Here is a 17,778-nt window from a genome sequence, read left to right on the forward strand (position 1 = left end):
GCAAGGCCTTTCGGCCGAGTTTGACGCTCCCGGGCGGGCTACCCGCCCCTCTTGAGGCGAGGCCTGGGGAGCGTCTACTTCCTTGTCCTCCTCGTCTTGGCCTTGGGCTCCGGGGCATTTTTCACGATGTCCATGCACTCCTCGAAGCTCAGGTCGGCGGCCAAGGCGCGTTCGTGCAGCTTCTTGTCTATGCGGTAGTTCTTGCCGTCGTAGGCGATGTAGGGGCCGAAGCGGCCTTTCAGCAGTTCCAGTTTCGGGTCTTCCTCATAGGTCTTGATGTGCCGTTCTTTCTCCTGTTTGCGCTTCTCCTCGATGAGGGCCACAGCCGTGTCGAGGGTGATGGTCATGGGGTCTTCGGTCTTGGGCAGCGACACATACTTCTTGTTGTGCAGCACGTAGGGGCCGAAGCGTCCGGCACCGATGGTCACGGCGCCCCCCTCGAACTCGCCAATCTTCCGGGGCAGCTTGAACAGTTCCAGGGCCTCGTCCAGCGAAATGGTCTCGATGCTCTTGTCTTTGGGCATCTGGGCAAAGAGGGGTTTCTCCTCGTCGTCGGCCGAACCTATCTGCACCACGGGGCCGAAGCGCCCTATCTTCACAAACACAGGCCTGCCCGTCTTGGGGTCCCGGCCCAGTTCGCGCTCGCCGGCCTTGTGCTCCGAACGGGCTTTCATCACCGAGTCTACCGTGGGCTCGAAGTCCCGATCGAACTTGCTCATCATCTTTCCCCACTCTTCCTTGCCCTCGGCAATGCGGTCAAACTGGCTCTCCACCTTGGCCGTGAAGTTGTAATCCATGATGTCGGGGAAGTTTTGCAGCAGGAAATCGTTCACCACGATACCGATGTCGGTGGGCAGCAACTTGCCTTTTTCCGAGCCGGCCATCTCTTTTCTCTTGCGTGGCGTTATGAGATTGCCCTGCAGGGTGTCGATGACATAGTAGCGTTCGGTGCCGCTCTTGTCGCCTTTCTGCACGTACTCGCGCTGCTGGATGGTAGAGATGGTGGGGGCGTAGGTCGACGGGCGGCCGATGCCCAGCTCCTCGAGCTTGCGCACGAGGCTGGCCTCCGTGTAGCGCAGCGGGCCCTGCGAGAAACGTTCGGTCGAGCTAATCTCCCGACGTTCCAGCCGGTCGTTGGTTTTCAGGGCCGGCAGCAGGTGGGTCTCCTCCTGGTTGTTGTCCTCGTCGTCGGTCGATTCGCGGTACACTTTCAGGAATCCATCGAAGACCACCACCTCGCCGTTGGCCACGAATTTCTCGTCAGTGCCGTTCACGTCGATGGTCACCGTGGTCTTCTCTATCTGTGCATCGGTCATCTGCGAGGCGATGGTGCGCTTCCAGATGAGGTCGTAGAGCCGGCGTTCCTGGGCAGTCCACTCCTGCCCGGCCTCGTGCATGAAGGTGGGGCGGATGGCTTCGTGTGCCTCCTGTGCGCCTTTGGAGTGGGTCTGGTAGTTGCGGGGCTTGCTGTAGTTTTCGCCGTAGGTCTTCACAATCTCCTCCTTGCTGGCGTTGATGGCCAGCCCCGAGAGGTTCACACTGTCGGTACGCATGTAGGTGATGCGCCCGCTCTCGTACAGGCGCTGGGCCACCATCATGGTCTGGCTCACGGTGAAGCCCAACTTGCGGGCGGCCTCCTGCTGCAGGGTCGAGGTGGTGAAAGGGGGTGCGGGGGTGCGTTTCAGCGGCTTCTTCACGATGTTGCCCACCACGAAGGTGGCGTCCTTGCACTTCTCCAGAAAGGCCAGAGCCTCCTCGTGGGTGTTGAAGCGCTTGTCCAGTTCGGCCTTCACCTCGCTCTTGCTGCCGTCGGCATTGGTCACGGCGAAGATGCCGTTCACGCGGTAGTAGGGCTCGGTCTGGAAAGCCTGTATCTCGCGTTCGCGCTCCACGATGAGCCTCACGGCCACGCTCTGCACGCGTCCGGCCGAGAGGGCGGGCTTCACCTTGCGCCAGAGCACCGGCGAGAGCTTGAAGCCCACGAGGCGGTCGAGCACGCGGCGGGCCTGCTGGGCGTTCACCAGGTTCATGTCCAGGTGGCGCGGATGTTGTATGGCCTCCAGGATGGCAGGCTTGGTAATCTCGTGGAAGACGATGCGCGAGGTCTTGGTCTCGTCCAGTCCGAGCACCTCGCAAAGGTGCCAACTGATGGCCTCTCCCTCGCGGTCTTCATCGGATGCGAGCCAAATCTTGCTGGCAGCCTTGGCATTTTTCTTCAGTTCGCTGACGATTTTCTTCTTCTCTTCCGGAATCTCATAGTCGGGTTCCAGTGTGTTTTCATCTATGCTGAGCTCCTTCTTCTTCAAGTCGCGGATGTGTCCATACGAGGACATTACCTTGAAATCCTTGCCGAGAAACTTCTCAATGGTCTTGGCTTTTGCGGGGCTCTCTACGATCACCAGATTGTCTTGCATATCTCCTGTTTGTGATTTAACGGTTGGCAAAAGTAATTAAAACTTTCGCTTGCACCTTATTATATAGAGATTAATTTAGTTTTTTTAATAGATGGGGTGGCGGAGGCGGAGGACAGAACAACGGCTGGTTTTAGACATAACAACGGTTATTTTTAGACATAACAACATATTAAACAGATGGCTGACGCCGTATTTTTAAAGACATAGTAACAAAATAACATGTGGCTGACGCGGTGAATTTTTAACCTAAAAACAGGGCAGCCGGAGGACCATGCCACGGGAAAGGATATTGGCATAGGGGGCGGCCGGTGCAGAGGCTGGCCCGTTTGGAATAAGCGTTTAGGGTGGCTGGAAACGTCGGCACGGGAGCATCGTCATGTCATGACACCGTTTTCGCGATGCGTTTACGGTGAAATCACGACGCGTTTACGCCGTTGCCGCAATGCGTTTGCGACGTAATCACAACGCATGTACACCGTGGTTGCGACGCATGTACATCGTATTCCAAACATGATTCGTGTTGAACGTTTGTTCCAAACGTAGGGGCCGGCGCAGAGGTCGGGCCCTATGTCAAACCCCTTTCCTGCGGCATGGTCCTCCGGCTGCCCTGTTTTTAGGTTAAAATTCACCGCGTCAGCCACATGTTATTTTGTTACTATGTCTTTAAACCCACCGCGCCAGCCATCTGTTTAATATGTTGTTATGTCTAAAAATAACCGTTGTTCTGTCTAAAGCCAGCCGGTGTTCCGTCCGTCACGGGTAGTATGTCTACCACGAACGGGGTATATTTTGAAATAATTACAGGGAGGTTTTGTCGTTGAAAGAAAAACTGTTTACCTTTGCATCCGCAAGACCTGGCGAGCGTATGCCGGGTTCTGTCAAGTTTCATTTCTTTAAACTCAAATGATGATAAAGCAAATAACAGCACTGGTGGATGGGCTGTTGCACCTCTCCGCCTCTTTGAAAGGTTTCGGCGTTCACCTGATTCGTGTCGCCATTTTCATTATTTTCGTATGGATTGGAGGCCTCAAGTTCTTCAACTACGAGGCCGAGGGCATCGTGCCTTTTGTGGCCAACAGCCCTTTCATGAGCTTCTTTTATGCCAAGGAGGCGCCCGAATACAAGGACTACAAGCTCAAGGAGGGCGAGTTTGACGCCCGTAAACACCAGTGGCATGAGGAGAACAACACCTACGTCTTTTCCAAGGGCCTCGGCATTCTTATCATGACTTTCGGTGTGCTTACGCTGTTGGGCATCGTGTGGCCCAAGGTGGGCTTCGTGGGAGCAGGGCTTGTCTTTCTCATGACCATCGGCACCCTCTCGTTCCTGGTCACCACGCCCGAGGTCTGGGTGCCCGATTTAGGCAGTGGCGAGCACGGCTTCCCCCTGCTCACCGGAGCCGGCCGTCTGGTCATCAAAGACGTGTGCATCCTGGCGGGTGCCGTGGTAGTGGCTGCCGATTGCGCCCAGCGCATCCTGGCCCGCCGCCGTGAAGACCGATTCTGAGAAAACTTTAGGCTATCACCCCTCGCCGTTTCCGCTCTGCCAAGTGGCTGGGTACGACTCGATGAAGTCGCGTAGCCCTTGGCGCACGGAGCGCAGTCCGAACAGCTCCGTGCGGATGTCGGCCAGCGGAATCCACTGGCAGTCGGCTGCGTCGTCACGGGCTTCCGGCCGGCTGCAGTCGTCCACTTGGCAGAGAAAGAAGCTGTCAAGTGTCTTCACTTCAAAGTTGGAGTAGAGGTAAACGTTGGGATAACTGAAGAGATAGCGCAGGCGCGATACCGTGAGTCCTGTCTCTTCCAGCACCTCGCGCCGCACGCCTTGCTCGGCCGTTTCGCCGATGTCGGCAAAGCCGCCGGGCAGGTCGAGTGTGCCTTTGGCCGGTTCTTTCTTGCGCGTGATGACGAGCAGCTCGTCGCGTTCGTTCAGGATGAACGCCACGTTGGCCGCGCTGGGATTCAGGTAATACTCGAATCCGCAGTGGCGACAACGCTTGCTTTTCTCGTCCTGCTCCTCAAAGTGGCTGCTCCCGCATGCAGGACAGTAGATGAATTTGCTGAGTGGATGCATTGGCGGTTTCCTTTACAGCATGGCTTTGATTTCGGCGTCGAGGTCCTTAATCTGGACGTCGCGCTTTTGCAGCACGTTGTTCTTGTCGATGAGGAAGTAGGTGGGCACGCTCTGCACATTGTATTGGGCGGCGGCCGGCGAAGCCGTTCCGGCCTCGTCGTGCACGCTGATCCAGGGCAGGGCGGCCACGCTCTCTTTCCAGAAATGCTCGTCGGGGTCGAGGCTCACCTGGTAAATCTCCAGGCCTTGGGCGTGGTATTTGTTGTAAAGGTCGCGCAGGTGCATGATGCGGGCCGTGCTCGTCTTGGTGGCAAAGACGTGGAAATCGAGCAGCACCACCTTGCCCCGCAGGCCGGTGAGCCGCCGGATGTGCCCCCGGTTGTCGGGCAGGGCAATCTCAATGACCCCGCTGGCCGACACCTTGCTGGCGTCGATGGTCTGGCTCTGCTCGGCCTGAATGATGCGCACGTTCTTCATTCCCTCGATGGCAATGTTGTGCAAATTCTTGCCGCGCTCGGTGTTGGGGTAGTAGGTGTCCCAGCTGGTGGCCACGGCGGCAAACACTTGCACGTCTTCTTTCTTGCTGCGCGGGTCGAAGATGAGGGCCGTCTGCCCGCCCACGTTCACCGTCTGGAACAGGGCAAAATAGGCGTAGGCCTTCATTGGCTCCTTGAAGATGTAGTTGCGTTTCACCCGGTCTTTGTAGGCCGCCACAATCTGGCGGATGCTGTCGGCCTCGCTGTCGTAGGACACATTGGGGTTTTGGGTGATGGCGTTGATCTGTGCCTGGAGACTCATTTGCATCACGGCCAGCTCCTTGATTTTGGAGCATTCTTCCGAGCCTTTCACGTCGTACTGCCCCGACATGGTGGGGTAGGAGGCTTTCACGGCGATGTTTTCCGTGGAGTCCACGGCTATGTTGATGATCTGTCGGGCTATGCGCAGCCGGTAAAATTCGGGGTGGTCGGCTGCTGTGCCGTCGAAGCTGAACGAGCCGTCTTCGCCCAGTTTCACCGAGTCTACGGTGACGGCGCCGTTGAGACTCATGTTTTCAAAATAGAGAAGAGAGTCGCGGGCTTCGGTGATGGTGCCTGAAATGTGGAATTTCTTGCCCGTGCATGAGGTGGCAGCCAGCGCGGCCAGCACGATGGCGGCGGCTGCCAGACGATGGAATATCTTCATAATCAGCGGTTGATGTGTTCGTTGCGACCTGTCCGTGATGGTTTGTGGAATAGTCGTTTGCAAAGTTAATGCAAATCGACAAAAAAACAAAAAATAATGCTCTTTTCTTCTTCTTTCTCGCTTTTAATGGGTATCTTTGCCCCCGTTATATTTTTAGATGTAAGTCAAAACAATAAAGTTTTTTAGATTTTAATGAACGTAATTACGAAAACCGTTCAGTTGCCAGATGGCAGAACCATCTCAATTGAAACCGGAAAGGTTGCGAAACAGGCCGACGGCGCCGCTGTCCTTCGTTTGGGGAACACCGTATTGCTGGCCACTGTTTGTGCAGCCAAAGAGGCAGTTCCGGGTACAGATTTCATGCCTTTGCAGGTAGATTATCGTGAGCAGTACAGTGCTGCAGGCCGCTTCCCCGGCGGATTCACCAAGCGCGAAGGCAAACCCAGCGACGAAGAGATTCTTACTTCACGTCTCGTAGACCGTGCCCTTCGTCCGCTTTTCCCATCAGACTACCATTGTGAAGTTTATGTGCAGGTGATGTTGCTCTCTGCCGACGGCGTGGATCAACCCGACGCCCTGGCTGGTTTTGCAGCATCTGCCGCTATGGCTTGCTCCGATATTCCATTCGACTATACGATTTCCGAGGTTCGCGTGGCCCGTGTCAACGGTGAGTACGTGGTGAATCCCACTTTCCAACAGATGGCCGAGGCCGACATGGACCTCATGGTTGGCGCCACCAAAGACAACATCATGATGGTGGAAGGCGAGATGAAGGAGGTGACCGAGCAGGATCTCATCGCCGCCCTCAAGGTGGCCCACGAGGCCATCAAGCCGATGTGTGAGCTGCAGGACGAGCTGGCCCGCGAGCTTGGAACCGACAAGAAGCGCGAGTACGACGACGAGGTGAACGACGAGGAACTGCGCACACAGGTGAAAGGCCTCTACCAACAGGTCTATGACGTGAACCGTCAGGCCCTCGAAAAGCACGCCCGTCACGATGCTTTCGACAAGATTCTGGCCGATTTCCTCGAGGCCTATGATGCTGCCCATGCTGATCTCGCCGCCGAAGAGCTGGACGAGAAACACGCTGAGGCCGCCCGTTATTACGACGACGTGATGCGCGATGCCATGCGCCGCTGCATCCTCGACGAGGGTTTGCGCCTTGACGGCCGCGCCACGACCGAGATTCGCCCCATCTGGTGCGAGGTGTCGCCGCTGCCCATGCCCCACGGAAGCGCCCTCTTCCAGCGCGGCGAGACGATGAGTCTCTCCACTTGCACGCTGGGCACCAAGCTCGACGAGAAGCTCGTCGACGGCGTGCTCAACCGCAGTTACCAGCGTTTCCTGCTCCACTACAACTTCCCCCCGTTCTCCACGGGCGAGGCCAAGGCCCAGCGTGGCGTAGGCCGTCGCGAGGTGGGTCACGGCCATCTGGCCTGGCGTGGACTGAAAGATCAGATTCCTGCCGACTTCCCTTACACTGTGCGTCTGGTGAGCCAGATCCTCGAGAGCAACGGCTCTTCGTCGATGGCGACCGTTTGTGCCGGTACGTTGGCCCTGATGGATGCCGGTGTGCCCATGAAGAAACCGGTGGCCGGCATCGCCATGGGACTCATCAAGAATCCCGGCGAGGACAAGTATGCCATCCTGAGCGACATCCTCGGTGACGAGGACCACTTGGGCGACATGGACTTCAAGACCACCGGCACCAAGGACGGTCTCACCGCCACGCAGATGGACATCAAGTGCGACGGACTGTCGTTCGAGATTCTGGAAAAGGCTCTCATGCAGGCGAAGGCCGGCCGCGAGCACATCATGGGCGAGATGATGAAGACCATGAGCGAGCCGCGTGCCGAGATGAAGCCGCAGGTGCCGCGCATCGTGGCCATCGAGATTCCCAAGGAGTTCATCGGTGCCGTGATTGGCCCGGGCGGAAAAATCATCCAGCAGATGCAGGAAGACAGCGGTGCCACCATCACCATCGACGAGGTCGACGGCGTGGGCAAGGTGCAGATTTCCGCACCCAACAAGGACAGTATCGATATTGCCCTGGGCAAGATCAAGGCCATCGTGGCTATGCCCGAGGTCGGCGAGGTGTACGACGGCACCGTCAAGAGCGTGATGCCCTACGGCTGCTTCGTCGAGATTCTGCCGGGCAAGGAGGGACTGCTCCACATCTCCGAGATTGAGTGGAAACGCCTGGAGTCGGTCGAGGAGGCCGGCATCAAGGAGGGCGACAAGATCAAGGTGAAGCTCCTGGAGGTCGATCCCAAGACGGGCAAGTACAAGCTCTCCCACCGTGTGCTCATCGAGAAGCCCGAAGGCTATGTGGAACGTGAGCGTCGTCCGCGTGGCGACCGTCGTCCGCGCCGCGACGGCGACCATCGTCCCCACCGTTTCGAGCACCGCGACAACGATTTTTCGGGCGAGGAGTAACCGCTCCTTGCGCTTCAGGGCTGCTGACGGGCTCTGAATATCAATCATCAAAGGGATGGGAACAAGAGGCTTGGCCTCGTTCCCATCCCTTTTTCTTTTTCCTGCACCCGGCGTTCGCCGGGTCGCGTCACAAGCCTCTTTCTCCTCCTTTCCTCTGCGTTTCTGCGTGAAAAAATTCCCCTCTCGCGTGAGCAGGAAACGCCTCCTCCCGGGGCTGGCTCCTATTTGGAGGCAGTCGTGACGATGTATGCGCTCAGCAATACAAGGGCCAAGGCCACTGGTTTGTCCCAGGTAAGCACGTCCTGCTCCAGCCCGATGGCCACCAGCGAGGCCACGATGGGTTGCAGGTTGGTATAGATGCTCACCGTGGTGGCACGCAGATGGCGCATGGCAAAGGGGATGGCGAAAAAGCCGGCCACCGTGGCAAACACCACGATGAACGCCATTTCCAGCACCCCGCTCCACTGCCAGCCGCCGCTGTAGAGCGTGGCCCCCTGCAGGTCGCCCCACGAGAAAGGCAGCACCGCCACCGTGGAGACCAGAAACACCCACTTCATTTGCGTCACGGCACTGTACTTGGCCGAGACCGACCGCGTGACGATGAGGTACAGGGCCCACGTGAGCAGGCTCAGCAAGGCCAGTCCGATGCCCATCAAATCGTTGCTGCCGCTGCCGCCTTGCCAGCCCGTCAGCACCATGAGCAGCGCGCCGCCCACGCCAATCGCCACGCCTGTCACGCCGCGGCCCGTCAGCCGTTCGCCGATGAGTAGCGCGGCACACACCATCGTCGCCACCGGTGTGAGCGTGGCGATGAGGCTGAAATACACGGGACTGGTGAAGTTGAGCGCCCAGGCGGTGAGCGTCTGCGAGACGACGAAGCCCAGCAGCCCGCCTCCCATGATGACCATGAGGTCGCGCCGTTCCACCCGCTCGCGCGGCATGAACAGCGAGATGAGCCAGAAAATCACGGCCGCCCCGATGCACCGTGTGGCCATGTAGGCCATGGGTGACACCCAGTCGTCGAGCAGCAGTTTGGTCACGGGCACGCCGAGCCCGAAGATTGTATTGGCCAGCAGCACGGCGGCGTGGCCCTCGAGTTTCTTTTTTTCCATCATGCGGGCAAAGGTAGTGATAATTCCGCATTTCCGTTGCCTTTCGATTTTGTCAATCGTCTTTGATTTTTGACAGAAAGGACCTTTTCGGCGTTTTTGGCCGGATTTTCCTTTGCAAGAGATACAATTAATGTGTATTTTTGCCACTGGCTTAAAGACAAAGAACCTATCCAAGCGTATAGTTTTACATCATTAAATAACAAAACATCTATGAACAAACGATTACTTCTATCGTTGGCTGCGGGTGTGATGGCCGTCTCTGCGTTGGCCTACAACGTGAACGACTACATCTTTACCTCCGATGCCAAGTACAAGGTTGTGGGAGAGAACCTGATTGCCAACGGCAATTTTGCCGACAATTACAGCTCCTGGACCAATCTGGCCGGTGCCGCTGTGGCCCCCGACTTTTGGTCGGTGGAGACCGGTGCTGGCCCCAACGGGCAAAATGCACTCCAGAGTCTGAACAACGCCGACGGGGCAGAGGGTGCCTATATCTTCCAGTCGGTGCCTTTCGAGGCCAGCAAAACCTACGTGGTTTCCATGAAGGTCTACATGCCGGCGGCCGTCACCACCAGCGTGACGAGCACTGCACAGAACTATATCGACGTGTTTGCCAATGCCGACTTCTCGTCGAGCAAGACCGCTGCACGCTTCCAGCAGGTGGCCACCACGACGGGTATCCCCGCCAATCAGTGGACAGACGTGTCGTTTGCTTTCACCGACACCGTGACCGGCGGCTCTGTAGGCGGCATCCAGATTGCCATCGGACGGCTCGACGTCGGGGCGCAGGTCACCGACATTGAGGTTCACGAGGTGGCCCAGGTCTACGACACGCGCATCCTCAAGCGCAAGCTGGCCTACGACAAGAAGCTCCTCGCCCTGGCCGAACTGCCCGAGGGCAAGGAGGAGTTGCAGGGACTCGTCGAGGGGCTTGAGGCCTGTCTGGCTGCCAACAGCGGCGACCCGCTGGGCATCAACTTTGACGACATGCAGGTCATGACCGACTTTGTGGCTTCCATGGTGGGCGCGGAGCAGAACTATCTCGACGCCAACTCCTATGACTTGGTGGCTGGCGGCGACATCTCCTCGCGCGCCTTGTGGGGCACCAAGATTCAGAAAGGCGGCGGCAACTACGGCGACTGGTACGTGGGCGGCTCGGGCCGCTGGTTCCATCAGCCCGAGGATGCCGACTACATCAACTCCTCCTTCCCCGGCAACTATGCGCTGCCCGCAGGCTATGCCGGCATTCACAAGACACTGCCCGCCGGCAAATATCTCTTCCAGATCGACGCCCAGGGCTATGCTTACTTCAAGACCAAGGTCAACAATTCCTACTACACCGTCAACTACGACCAGTCCGTGACCAGCCGCATATTTGCCGGCACCGACACGCTGGCCGCCGAGACGCTGAGCGCCCGCGACTACCAGACCTACTTTATCGTCAAGGACTTCGACGCGCCCGTCACGCCCAACGAGCTGAATGTCAACGTGGGCGTCATCCATCAGGCCATGGACAACGGCGGTCAGTTCAACTACAAGAACCCCGTGCTCCGTCTCATCAGTCCCACGGCCAAGGCCGACATCGCCAAGTTCGTGCAGGACAATGCCAAGGCCATCCAGCTGGAGGCCGCCAAGCGCATGATTGATTCTGCCCGTGTGGTGGTTTCCCTGTCCGACTATCCTTGGGGCAAGGCAGCCCTGCGGGCGGGCATCGAGGCTTGTGCTGCCGACTACACCACGCTGGAGGGCACCGAGTCCACCACCGAGCTGCCGTCGGCCGCGGGCGACGGCACCATGGTGACCGTGGCCGACTCGCTGCTGGAGGTGATGCGCAACATGCGTGGTTTCATCGACGGTTACCATGCCGCAAACAAGGCCTACACCACCCTCGTCTCTGCCACGGCCGTGGCTCAGGCCAGCTTCGACGACCCCAAGAATGCCAAGGCATCGGCCGCCACGCGCGCTGCCCTGAAGAATGAGCTCGCCGAGGCCAACGCTCTTATCGCCGTCTTCGCCGCACAGGCCGACTCTTTGGAGGGCGACCCCGCCAAGTCGGCCGCCCAAGTGGCTGCGCTCAACACCGCCGTGTCCAACTTTGAGGCCACTACGGCCAGCTATGCCAACCCCTCTGAGGTGACCGTTAAGAACGCCAGCTTCGAGTCGGGCAACGCTTCCGGCTGGGACACTTCCGGCTCGCAGACCGACAACGGCCGCTGGAAGTTCGGCAAGAACGACCACTTCGACGCCGTGCGCAACATTCAGATGTGGCGTGGTTACACGGCTTACAGCAAGAACAAGGTGGTGCAGAACGTCACTTTGACCCATACCGGTGCCTATGTCTTCGCTTGTCAGTGGTTCGGCTACAACGAAAATGGCAGCCGCGACGGCGACGAGACCACCGATTCACGCGCATACTATTTCGTGAAGGCTGCCGAGTCGGCCGACTCCATCGCCGTCATCTCCCTGCACACCAACCGTAACTTCGTCGACTCGCTGGGCTATGGCGGCAACACGCCGCAGTATTTCACGGTGGTGTACAACAAGATCGACGACACGCCCACCGACGTACAGTTTGGTTTCGACGGCCTGCAGAACGCCTCTGCGGTCGGCGGTCTCAACACCTATCAGTTTGGCAGCAACAGCATCCGCTACTGCGGCGATTTCGCTGTCTACGCTGCCGACCTGGAGACGGCCTTGAAAGACGAGATGGCTACCGCCAAGGCCTCGCTCGATGCCCATGCCGCACTGACCAGCGACACGGTGAAGGCCCTGCGCAATGCCGTGCTGGCCGCACAGAGCGCCGTGGACGGCCAGACGCCGGCCTACGCCCTGAGCTCCACGGTGAAGGCTCCGTTCCTCCAGACCTACGTGGGCTATCAGCCCGCCGACGAGACGGCCGGCACCGCCGAGCACCGCTACATCACCAACAAGGATGCCGCTGCCGAGAAAGCCGCCTTGCAGGTCAAGGCCCTGCTCACGCTGAAGCGCGCCGAGTCCCGCTTCGACGGTCTTGTGACGGCTGTCCGGGGCGTGTCGGTGAACGAGGCCGCGAAGCCCGCCGTGCAGGGTGTCTACAACCTCGCCGGCCAGCGGGTTTCCGACCGCGCCGAGGGCCTGCCCCGTGGCATCTACATCATCAACGGCAAGAAAGTGATTGTGAACAAGTAGCCGCCCGAGGGCGGGCAAGCTGTTGCCTGACGGTGGACAAGCAGCCATTCTGCAGGGGGATATGTCTCCCGGAAAGCAGGATGAAGCCGAAAAAAGAGCCTCACACCCAAACGGTGTGGGGCTTTTTTCGTACCTTTGCACGGAGGGGGAGGCAGTGATAGGCCTTTGATAGGCTGGGATAGGGCTTAGGCACTGGTAGGCGGGGATAGGCTCTGATAGGCAGTGATAGGCCTTGATAGGCACCGATAGGCCTTGATAGGCAGTGATAGGCCTTGATAGGAGAGGAGGGGATAGGCTCTTATAAGTGCCTATTAAAGCCTATCACTGGCCTATAAGAGCCTATCAAAGCCTATAAGAACCCATCCAGGCCTATGCCTGTCCCTGGTCATCAGGCCCTGCCAAGAGCCTCTCACCCCCTCTTTCCCCGCTAATCATCAAAGAAGATATGAGACAGATTATCAATCATTTCACGGACGACGACCTCTACAAGTTCTCGATGTGCTGCTCCGTCATCGACAATTACCCGCGGGCGCAGGTGCGTTACACCTTTGTGGACCGCAACAACACCGTCTATCCCCCGGGCTTTGCCGAGCTCGTGAGGGAGCAGGTCAGGATGCTGGAGCAGGTGGTGATGACCGATGAGGAGATTGCTTTCATGCGCAGCAAGTGCTACTACATTCCCAATTGGTTCTACACCTACATGAAAGGATTCCGTTATCGCTCCGAGTGGGTGGACGTGAGGCAGGACGACGAGGGGCACCTGCACATCGGTTTCGAGGGCAATTGGTCCGACACCATCCTGCTCGAGGTGAAGGTGCTGGCCATCGTCTCCGAGCTCTACTACATCGTGACCGGCCAGGACCGGCAGTTCGACTACGCCGACTACTACCGCCGGGCCTACCGCAAGGCCGAGCGGTTGCTCGACGCCGGCTGCGTGTTCTCCGACTTCGGCACACGCCGCCGCGCCTCGTTCGAGGCCGAGGACACCGTGGTGCGCGCCCTGCGCGACTGCGCCGCCGCCCGCGGACACAAGGGCAAGCTGGTGGGCACGAGCAACGTCTACTTGGCCATGAAGCACAACATCATGCCCGTGGGCACCATGGCCCATGAGTTTGTGTGCGCCATCGGCGGCATGTTCGGCCCCCAGATGGCCAACCACCTGGCCATGAACGCCTGGCGCAACACTTTCCGCGGGGCCCTCGGCACCTATCTTTACGACAGTTTCGGCTGGGACATCTTTGCCCTGAACTTCTCCGAGGACTTTGCCAACCTGTTCAAGGGACTCCGCATCGACAGCGGCGACAACCGCCAGCAGCTGCAAAAAATCGCAGACAAGTACCGCTCGCTGGGCATTGATCCCCTCACCAAGCAGGTCATCTTCTCCAACGCCCTCACCACCGACGACGCCATCGCCATCCAGCGATATGCCATCCGGCTGTGCCAGCCCTCCTACGGCATAGGCACCCATTTCACCAACGACTTCCCGGGCGTCGTCCCGATGAACACCGTCATCAAGCTCGTGGCCGTGAAGATTACCGAGGCGTGGCCTTTCTACAACGACACCTGCAAGCTCTCCGAGGACGACGGCAAGCACACCGGCCGCCCCGAGGTGATACGCCGTTTCATGGACGCGCTGCACTGGGACGCCGGCCGCTGACGCCGGCCGCTGCGGCCCATACCCGCACAAGCCCCAAAAGATGACGGCGTAACGGCCCCGCGTTTGCGCCGTCATCACCGCGCGATGACGGCATAAACGCCTTGCGATTGCGCCGCGACGGCCTTGCGATTGCGCCGCCATCGTCACACGAAAAGGCCGCAACAGATTCCCCATGGGTCTGTTGCGGCCTTTGCCGTGCCTTGTCGCGGCCCGCGGGCCACGGCCCGGAGCGGCGCCGAGGCTACTCTGCGCCCAGCGTCACGTCGGCGTCCTTGCCCTCGCCCAGGCGGTTCTCGGCCGGGTTGTCAAGGGTGAATTCGTATTCGCAGAACCGCAGCTCCTTGTCGTCCGTGGTCTTGGCGTAGGGCTGCAGGCGCACCGTGCACGTGGGGTCGGCGCTGGCAAAGAGCGTGAAGCGCACGGTGTACGTGCCCGAACTGTTCTTGCTCACGTCGTAGTCCTTCGTGCCGATGGTCTTGCCCTTGCGGTTGAGCATCTTCACGGCGATGCCCCAGCTGGCCAGCTTCGCCCCGCCCAGCACCTTGGCGTCGATGTTGAAGATGTATTCATGGGCAAAGCTGTTGTCCGTCGTCAGGTTCTTGTCGCCGTAGAGCTGCGTGTAGTTCATCAGCGCGATGCCCACGTCTGCCGCCGACACCGGCTGGGCAAACTCCTTGCGGCTGTAGAGATATTTGCGATCGGCATAGATGAGTCCCGGCACCGCCTCGAAGCTCGCGTCCTTGTCCCGGTCGGCAATGGCGAAGACAAAACGGTTGCTGCCGTCGCCCGTCACCGTCTGGGGCGAGGTCTCGGTGGGCAGGAAGTCGGCATACTTGTCGCCGTTGTAGAGGCGCAGGAAGGGGCGGATGTCGGCCCCCAGCTTGGCCATCAGGCCGCTGTTCACGGTCACCTGCCCGTCATACGACACCTTGCTCTCCGAGGCGTCGCGCGGCGACACCGTGAGGTCAATCAGGCGGGGGAAGAGCGGCCACTTCTTGCTGAACAGCTCTTTCTCCGCCAGGTGCTTGGTGTACGAGGGCAGCGAGATGCCCTTGAACTTCAGTTTCGCCTCGGCGTCGAGCCCTGCGGCCACGAAGAGGCGCACGTAGTTCTTGTCGTTCAGCTGCAGCGTGTCACTGCCAAACTGCGCGTGCGTCAGTGCCGTCTCCAGTCCCGTGGTCACCGTGCCCTTGACCGAGCCCGTCACGTAGCCGCCTATGTCGAGCCCCACCGTGGCCAGGGCCTTGACCGATGTGGTCGAGGAGCCCGTCACATCCAGCTTCTTGAACACATCCTGGTCGGGCGTGAGGTTCTCGTTGATGAAGTCGAACTTCTTGTTCACATACTCGAAGCCCAGCTTGCGGTGCGATTCCACGCCGCTCTCCATCGTAACTTTCGACGAGAGATCCAGGTTGAGCGCCGAGCCCACGCCGTAGATCAGGTCGATGGCCACGGGCGAGTCGAGCAGCCGCAGCCGCTTGCCCTCGGGATATTTCTCCAGCACCACGAGGCTGTCCTTCTTGTAGTCCTTGCCCACGTGGGCCTTGACCGCGATGGAAGACTTCTCTTCGATGTAGCACTTCACCGAGGGACTGTTGATGTCTACCGACACGTTCACCGTCTCTTCCGTCTGTGCCCCCACCTCGAAATTGAAGTCGGCCTTGCCCATCAGGCTGCTCAGGTTGGCAGGAATGCTCACGTCGGTGGTCTTGCCGTTGTGCGCATACTTGGCCGACGCCTTGCCCTTCGAGTCTGATTCGATGTTGAATTTCCAGTCCATCTTGTACAGGCTCTTGTTGAAGTCATTGGCCCTCGTGCCCTTGGCCGGGGCCACAGGGTTGCCCTGCTCGTCCACGAGGTCGGCCTCCTGCCACTGCGCCTTGCCGTGCATTTCCACTTTCAGCGTCTTGAAGATTTCGTTCAGCGGCACCCTTGTCACGGTGCATCGCAGCATGCCGTTGGCCCGTTGCACCTGCTCCACGCGTCCGTTCACCCCCTTGGGCAGTTTCTCCGTGCGTCCGCAGCTCACGAGGTTGCCCTCACGCAGCTGCATGTCCTCGGGGGTGGAGTCCATGAAGTAGAGCACCGTGTCGGCCTCCACCATCACCAGATACGCCCCGCGGGCCGTGGTGAGCTTCACCACGCCGGGCTGGTATTCGTAGTCCACCTGGGTGGTGCTGTCGTTCCTGTGGGCCTCCTGGCCCACACCCTGCTGCTCCTCCGGCAAGCTCTGCTCGTCGAAGTAGAGGCTGCACGCCGACAGGCAGAATACGAGCAGCGGAGCCATCAATAAGAGAATGTTCTTGCGCATAGTCGTTGTCTTTCTTCGTTCATTCTTTCTTTTTTCACGCGGTGCTTTCTTTTTCTTTTCACGCGGTGTCTTTTCTTTCCTCACGCAGAGCCGCAGAGTCTTTGGAGTTTCCTTTTTTCTTTCCTCACGCAAAGCCGCAGAGTCTTTGGAGTTTCCTTTTTTCTTTCCTCACGCAGAGCTGCAGAGTCTTTGGAGTTTCCTTTTTTCTTTCCTCACGCAGAGCCGCAGAGTCTTTGGAGATTCCTTTTTCTTTTCTTTCCGCAGAGTCTTGGAGGGGAGGGAGTTTTTGGAGAAACCTCTCAAACTCTGCGCCTCTGCGTGCGGCAAGAAAAGGGCCCTGCGTGCGGCGAAGAAGCCGCTCTGTGTGGGCAAGATAGGGCTCTATAGGCTCTTTTATGCTCTTGTTTCTCCACCCAAGAGGCGCAGAGTCTTTGGAGTATCCTCACAAGTCTCCCTCTCTCTGCGCCTCTGCGTGCGGCAAGGAAAGTCCCTGCGTGTGGCAAGTAAAGTCTCTGGGTGGGCAAGGTAGGGCTCTATAGGCTCTTTTATGCTCTTGTTTCTCCACCCCGGAGGCGCAGAGTCTTTTGAGTTTCCTCGCAAATCTCCCTCTCTCTGCGCCTCTGCGTGCGGCAAGAAAAGGGCTCTGCGTGAGGAGCAGATGCGCCCTGCGTGCGGAGAAGAAGCTGCCCTGCGTGGGCAAGCACAGCGTTCTCAACTTCCGAGAGCCACGAGATTCCCCAGACTCCCGTGGGCCTCCCCGTCGAAGCTCATACTCCCGGGGAGCGGGCCCACGATGCCCGTGCTGCGGTCGTAGACCCTGAACGAGATGGTTTCGCCCTCGGGCCGGTTGCTGTAGATGCGCAGTTCCTCGTAGCCCACGCCCTGCTGCTCGCGGTGCACGGCCACGCCGCGCAGCTCCTCCCCGCAGAAGGCCGCCACCATGTAGCGGTCGCCCAGGGGCTGGCCGCCCACGGTGATGCGTGCGTAGACCACCATGTCGTAGCGGTAGCCCACGGGGTTGAACGCCCAGCGGTGCTGCACGTTCACCACGCACTGGTCGGTAAGCCGGCGCTGCACCGAGAGGGCCGTCACCGTGCAGCGGCCCGGCATGAGGGCCACGAGCGTGTCGTTGCGCAGCTTCACGATGTGTTCGGCGTCCGACGACCAGTATATCTCCTCGTTCGACACCGAGTCGGGCACGAATTTGGGCCGCAACACGTAGCTGTCGCCCATCATGAGCGTCAGCTCGTGCCGGTCGAGCGTCATGGTGGCCGTGTCCACGGTGCCGTTGTCTTCAAAGTCGAACAGCTGCCCGCACGAGTTCAGTGCGGTGACGGCCAGCAGGCTGTATATCCAAGTCTTTGTCTTCATATCGCTGTCTTCTTGCGGGTGGGTGATGGTGGTGGCGGGTGGGTGGTGCCGGGG

10 protein-coding genes are annotated in these 17,778 nt (G+C 59.2%); 4 read left to right on the plus strand and 6 right to left on the minus strand.

What is annotated here, in order from left to right:
* Window positions 1-74: 74 nt before the first annotated feature.
* Window positions 75-2,414 carry a type I DNA topoisomerase gene (gene topA / locus PREDE_RS00155; protein ID WP_005845602.1) on the minus strand — a complete coding sequence of 780 codons (2,340 nt, stop codon included), beginning with the start codon at window positions 2,412-2,414 and terminating at the stop codon, window positions 75-77.
* A 903-nt stretch (window positions 2,415-3,317) separates the two neighbouring features.
* On the opposite strand from topA, the gene PREDE_RS00160 reads away from it, so the two are divergent.
* The gene (locus PREDE_RS00160; protein ID WP_005845604.1) at window positions 3,318-3,920 is read left to right on the plus strand and encodes a DUF417 family protein; all 603 of its coding nucleotides are present in this window, start codon (window positions 3,318-3,320) and stop codon (window positions 3,918-3,920) included.
* Between the two features lie 15 nt (window positions 3,921-3,935).
* On the opposite strand, the gene PREDE_RS00165 is transcribed toward PREDE_RS00160, so the two are convergent.
* The gene (locus PREDE_RS00165) at window positions 3,936-4,487 is read right to left on the minus strand and encodes an NUDIX hydrolase (RefSeq protein ID WP_005845606.1); all 552 of its coding nucleotides are present in this window, start codon (window positions 4,485-4,487) and stop codon (window positions 3,936-3,938) included.
* A gap of 12 nt (window positions 4,488-4,499) precedes the next feature.
* Window positions 4,500-5,669, minus strand: a complete 1,170-nt coding sequence (locus PREDE_RS00170; protein WP_015298313.1) for a TlpA disulfide reductase family protein — start codon at window positions 5,667-5,669, stop codon at window positions 4,500-4,502.
* 192 nt (window positions 5,670-5,861) lie between these two features.
* Between PREDE_RS00170 and pnp the strand changes: the two genes are divergently transcribed.
* On the plus strand, window positions 5,862-8,105 hold the full coding sequence (gene pnp / locus PREDE_RS00175) for a polyribonucleotide nucleotidyltransferase (protein ID WP_005845610.1): 2,244 nt from the start codon (window positions 5,862-5,864) through the stop codon (window positions 8,103-8,105).
* 221 nt (window positions 8,106-8,326) lie between these two features.
* Here pnp and PREDE_RS00180 read toward each other — a convergent pair whose 3' ends face one another.
* Window positions 8,327-9,220, minus strand: a complete 894-nt coding sequence (locus PREDE_RS00180) for a DMT family transporter (protein WP_005845612.1) — start codon at window positions 9,218-9,220, stop codon at window positions 8,327-8,329.
* A gap of 207 nt (window positions 9,221-9,427) precedes the next feature.
* Here PREDE_RS00180 and PREDE_RS00185 point away from each other — a divergent pair, with 207 nt between their 5' ends.
* Together PREDE_RS00185 and pncB are read left to right on the plus strand one after the other, a co-directional pair.
* The gene (locus PREDE_RS00185; RefSeq protein ID WP_005845613.1) at window positions 9,428-12,385 is read left to right on the plus strand and encodes a carbohydrate binding domain-containing protein; all 2,958 of its coding nucleotides are present in this window, start codon (window positions 9,428-9,430) and stop codon (window positions 12,383-12,385) included.
* Between the two features lie 445 nt (window positions 12,386-12,830).
* On the plus strand, window positions 12,831-14,042 hold the full coding sequence (gene pncB, locus PREDE_RS00190) for a nicotinate phosphoribosyltransferase (RefSeq protein WP_005845615.1): 1,212 nt from the start codon (window positions 12,831-12,833) through the stop codon (window positions 14,040-14,042).
* A 241-nt stretch (window positions 14,043-14,283) separates the two neighbouring features.
* On the opposite strand, the gene PREDE_RS00195 is transcribed toward pncB, so the two are convergent.
* Both PREDE_RS00195 and PREDE_RS00205 read right to left on the minus strand, forming a co-directional pair.
* A complete protein-coding gene (locus tag PREDE_RS00195) occupies window positions 14,284-16,353 on the minus strand; it encodes a hypothetical protein (RefSeq protein WP_005845617.1) in 2,070 nt (689 codons plus the stop codon).
* Between the two features lie 711 nt (window positions 16,354-17,064).
* Window positions 17,065-17,724 carry an Ig-like domain-containing protein gene (locus tag PREDE_RS00205; RefSeq protein ID WP_005845620.1) on the minus strand — a complete coding sequence of 220 codons (660 nt, stop codon included), beginning with the start codon at window positions 17,722-17,724 and terminating at the stop codon, window positions 17,065-17,067.
* Between the last annotated feature and the right edge of the window lie 54 nt (window positions 17,725-17,778).

Origin of the sequence: Prevotella dentalis DSM 3688, from assembly GCF_000242335.1 — a bacterium.
GTDB lineage: Bacteria > Bacteroidota > Bacteroidia > Bacteroidales > Bacteroidaceae > Prevotella > Prevotella seregens.

Excerpts from the sequence above, each read along its gene's own strand:
- topA (WP_005845602.1), bottom strand. The coding sequence starts at position 2,414 with ATGCAAGACAATCTGGTGATCGTAGAGAGCCCCGCAAAAGCCAAGACC.
- PREDE_RS00160 (WP_005845604.1), top strand. The coding sequence starts at position 3,318 with ATGATGATAAAGCAAATAACAGCACTGGTGGATGGGCTGTTGCACCTC.
- PREDE_RS00165 (WP_005845606.1), bottom strand. The coding sequence starts at position 4,487 with ATGCATCCACTCAGCAAATTCATCTACTGTCCTGCATGCGGGAGCAGC.
- PREDE_RS00170 (WP_015298313.1), bottom strand. The coding sequence starts at position 5,669 with ATGAAGATATTCCATCGTCTGGCAGCCGCCGCCATCGTGCTGGCCGCG.
- pnp (WP_005845610.1), top strand. The coding sequence starts at position 5,862 with ATGAACGTAATTACGAAAACCGTTCAGTTGCCAGATGGCAGAACCATC.
- PREDE_RS00180 (WP_005845612.1), bottom strand. The coding sequence starts at position 9,220 with ATGATGGAAAAAAAGAAACTCGAGGGCCACGCCGCCGTGCTGCTGGCC.
- PREDE_RS00185 (WP_005845613.1), top strand. The coding sequence starts at position 9,428 with ATGAACAAACGATTACTTCTATCGTTGGCTGCGGGTGTGATGGCCGTC.
- pncB (WP_005845615.1), top strand. The coding sequence starts at position 12,831 with ATGAGACAGATTATCAATCATTTCACGGACGACGACCTCTACAAGTTC.
- PREDE_RS00195 (WP_005845617.1), bottom strand. The coding sequence starts at position 16,353 with ATGCGCAAGAACATTCTCTTATTGATGGCTCCGCTGCTCGTATTCTGC.
- PREDE_RS00205 (WP_005845620.1), bottom strand. The coding sequence starts at position 17,724 with ATGAAGACAAAGACTTGGATATACAGCCTGCTGGCCGTCACCGCACTG.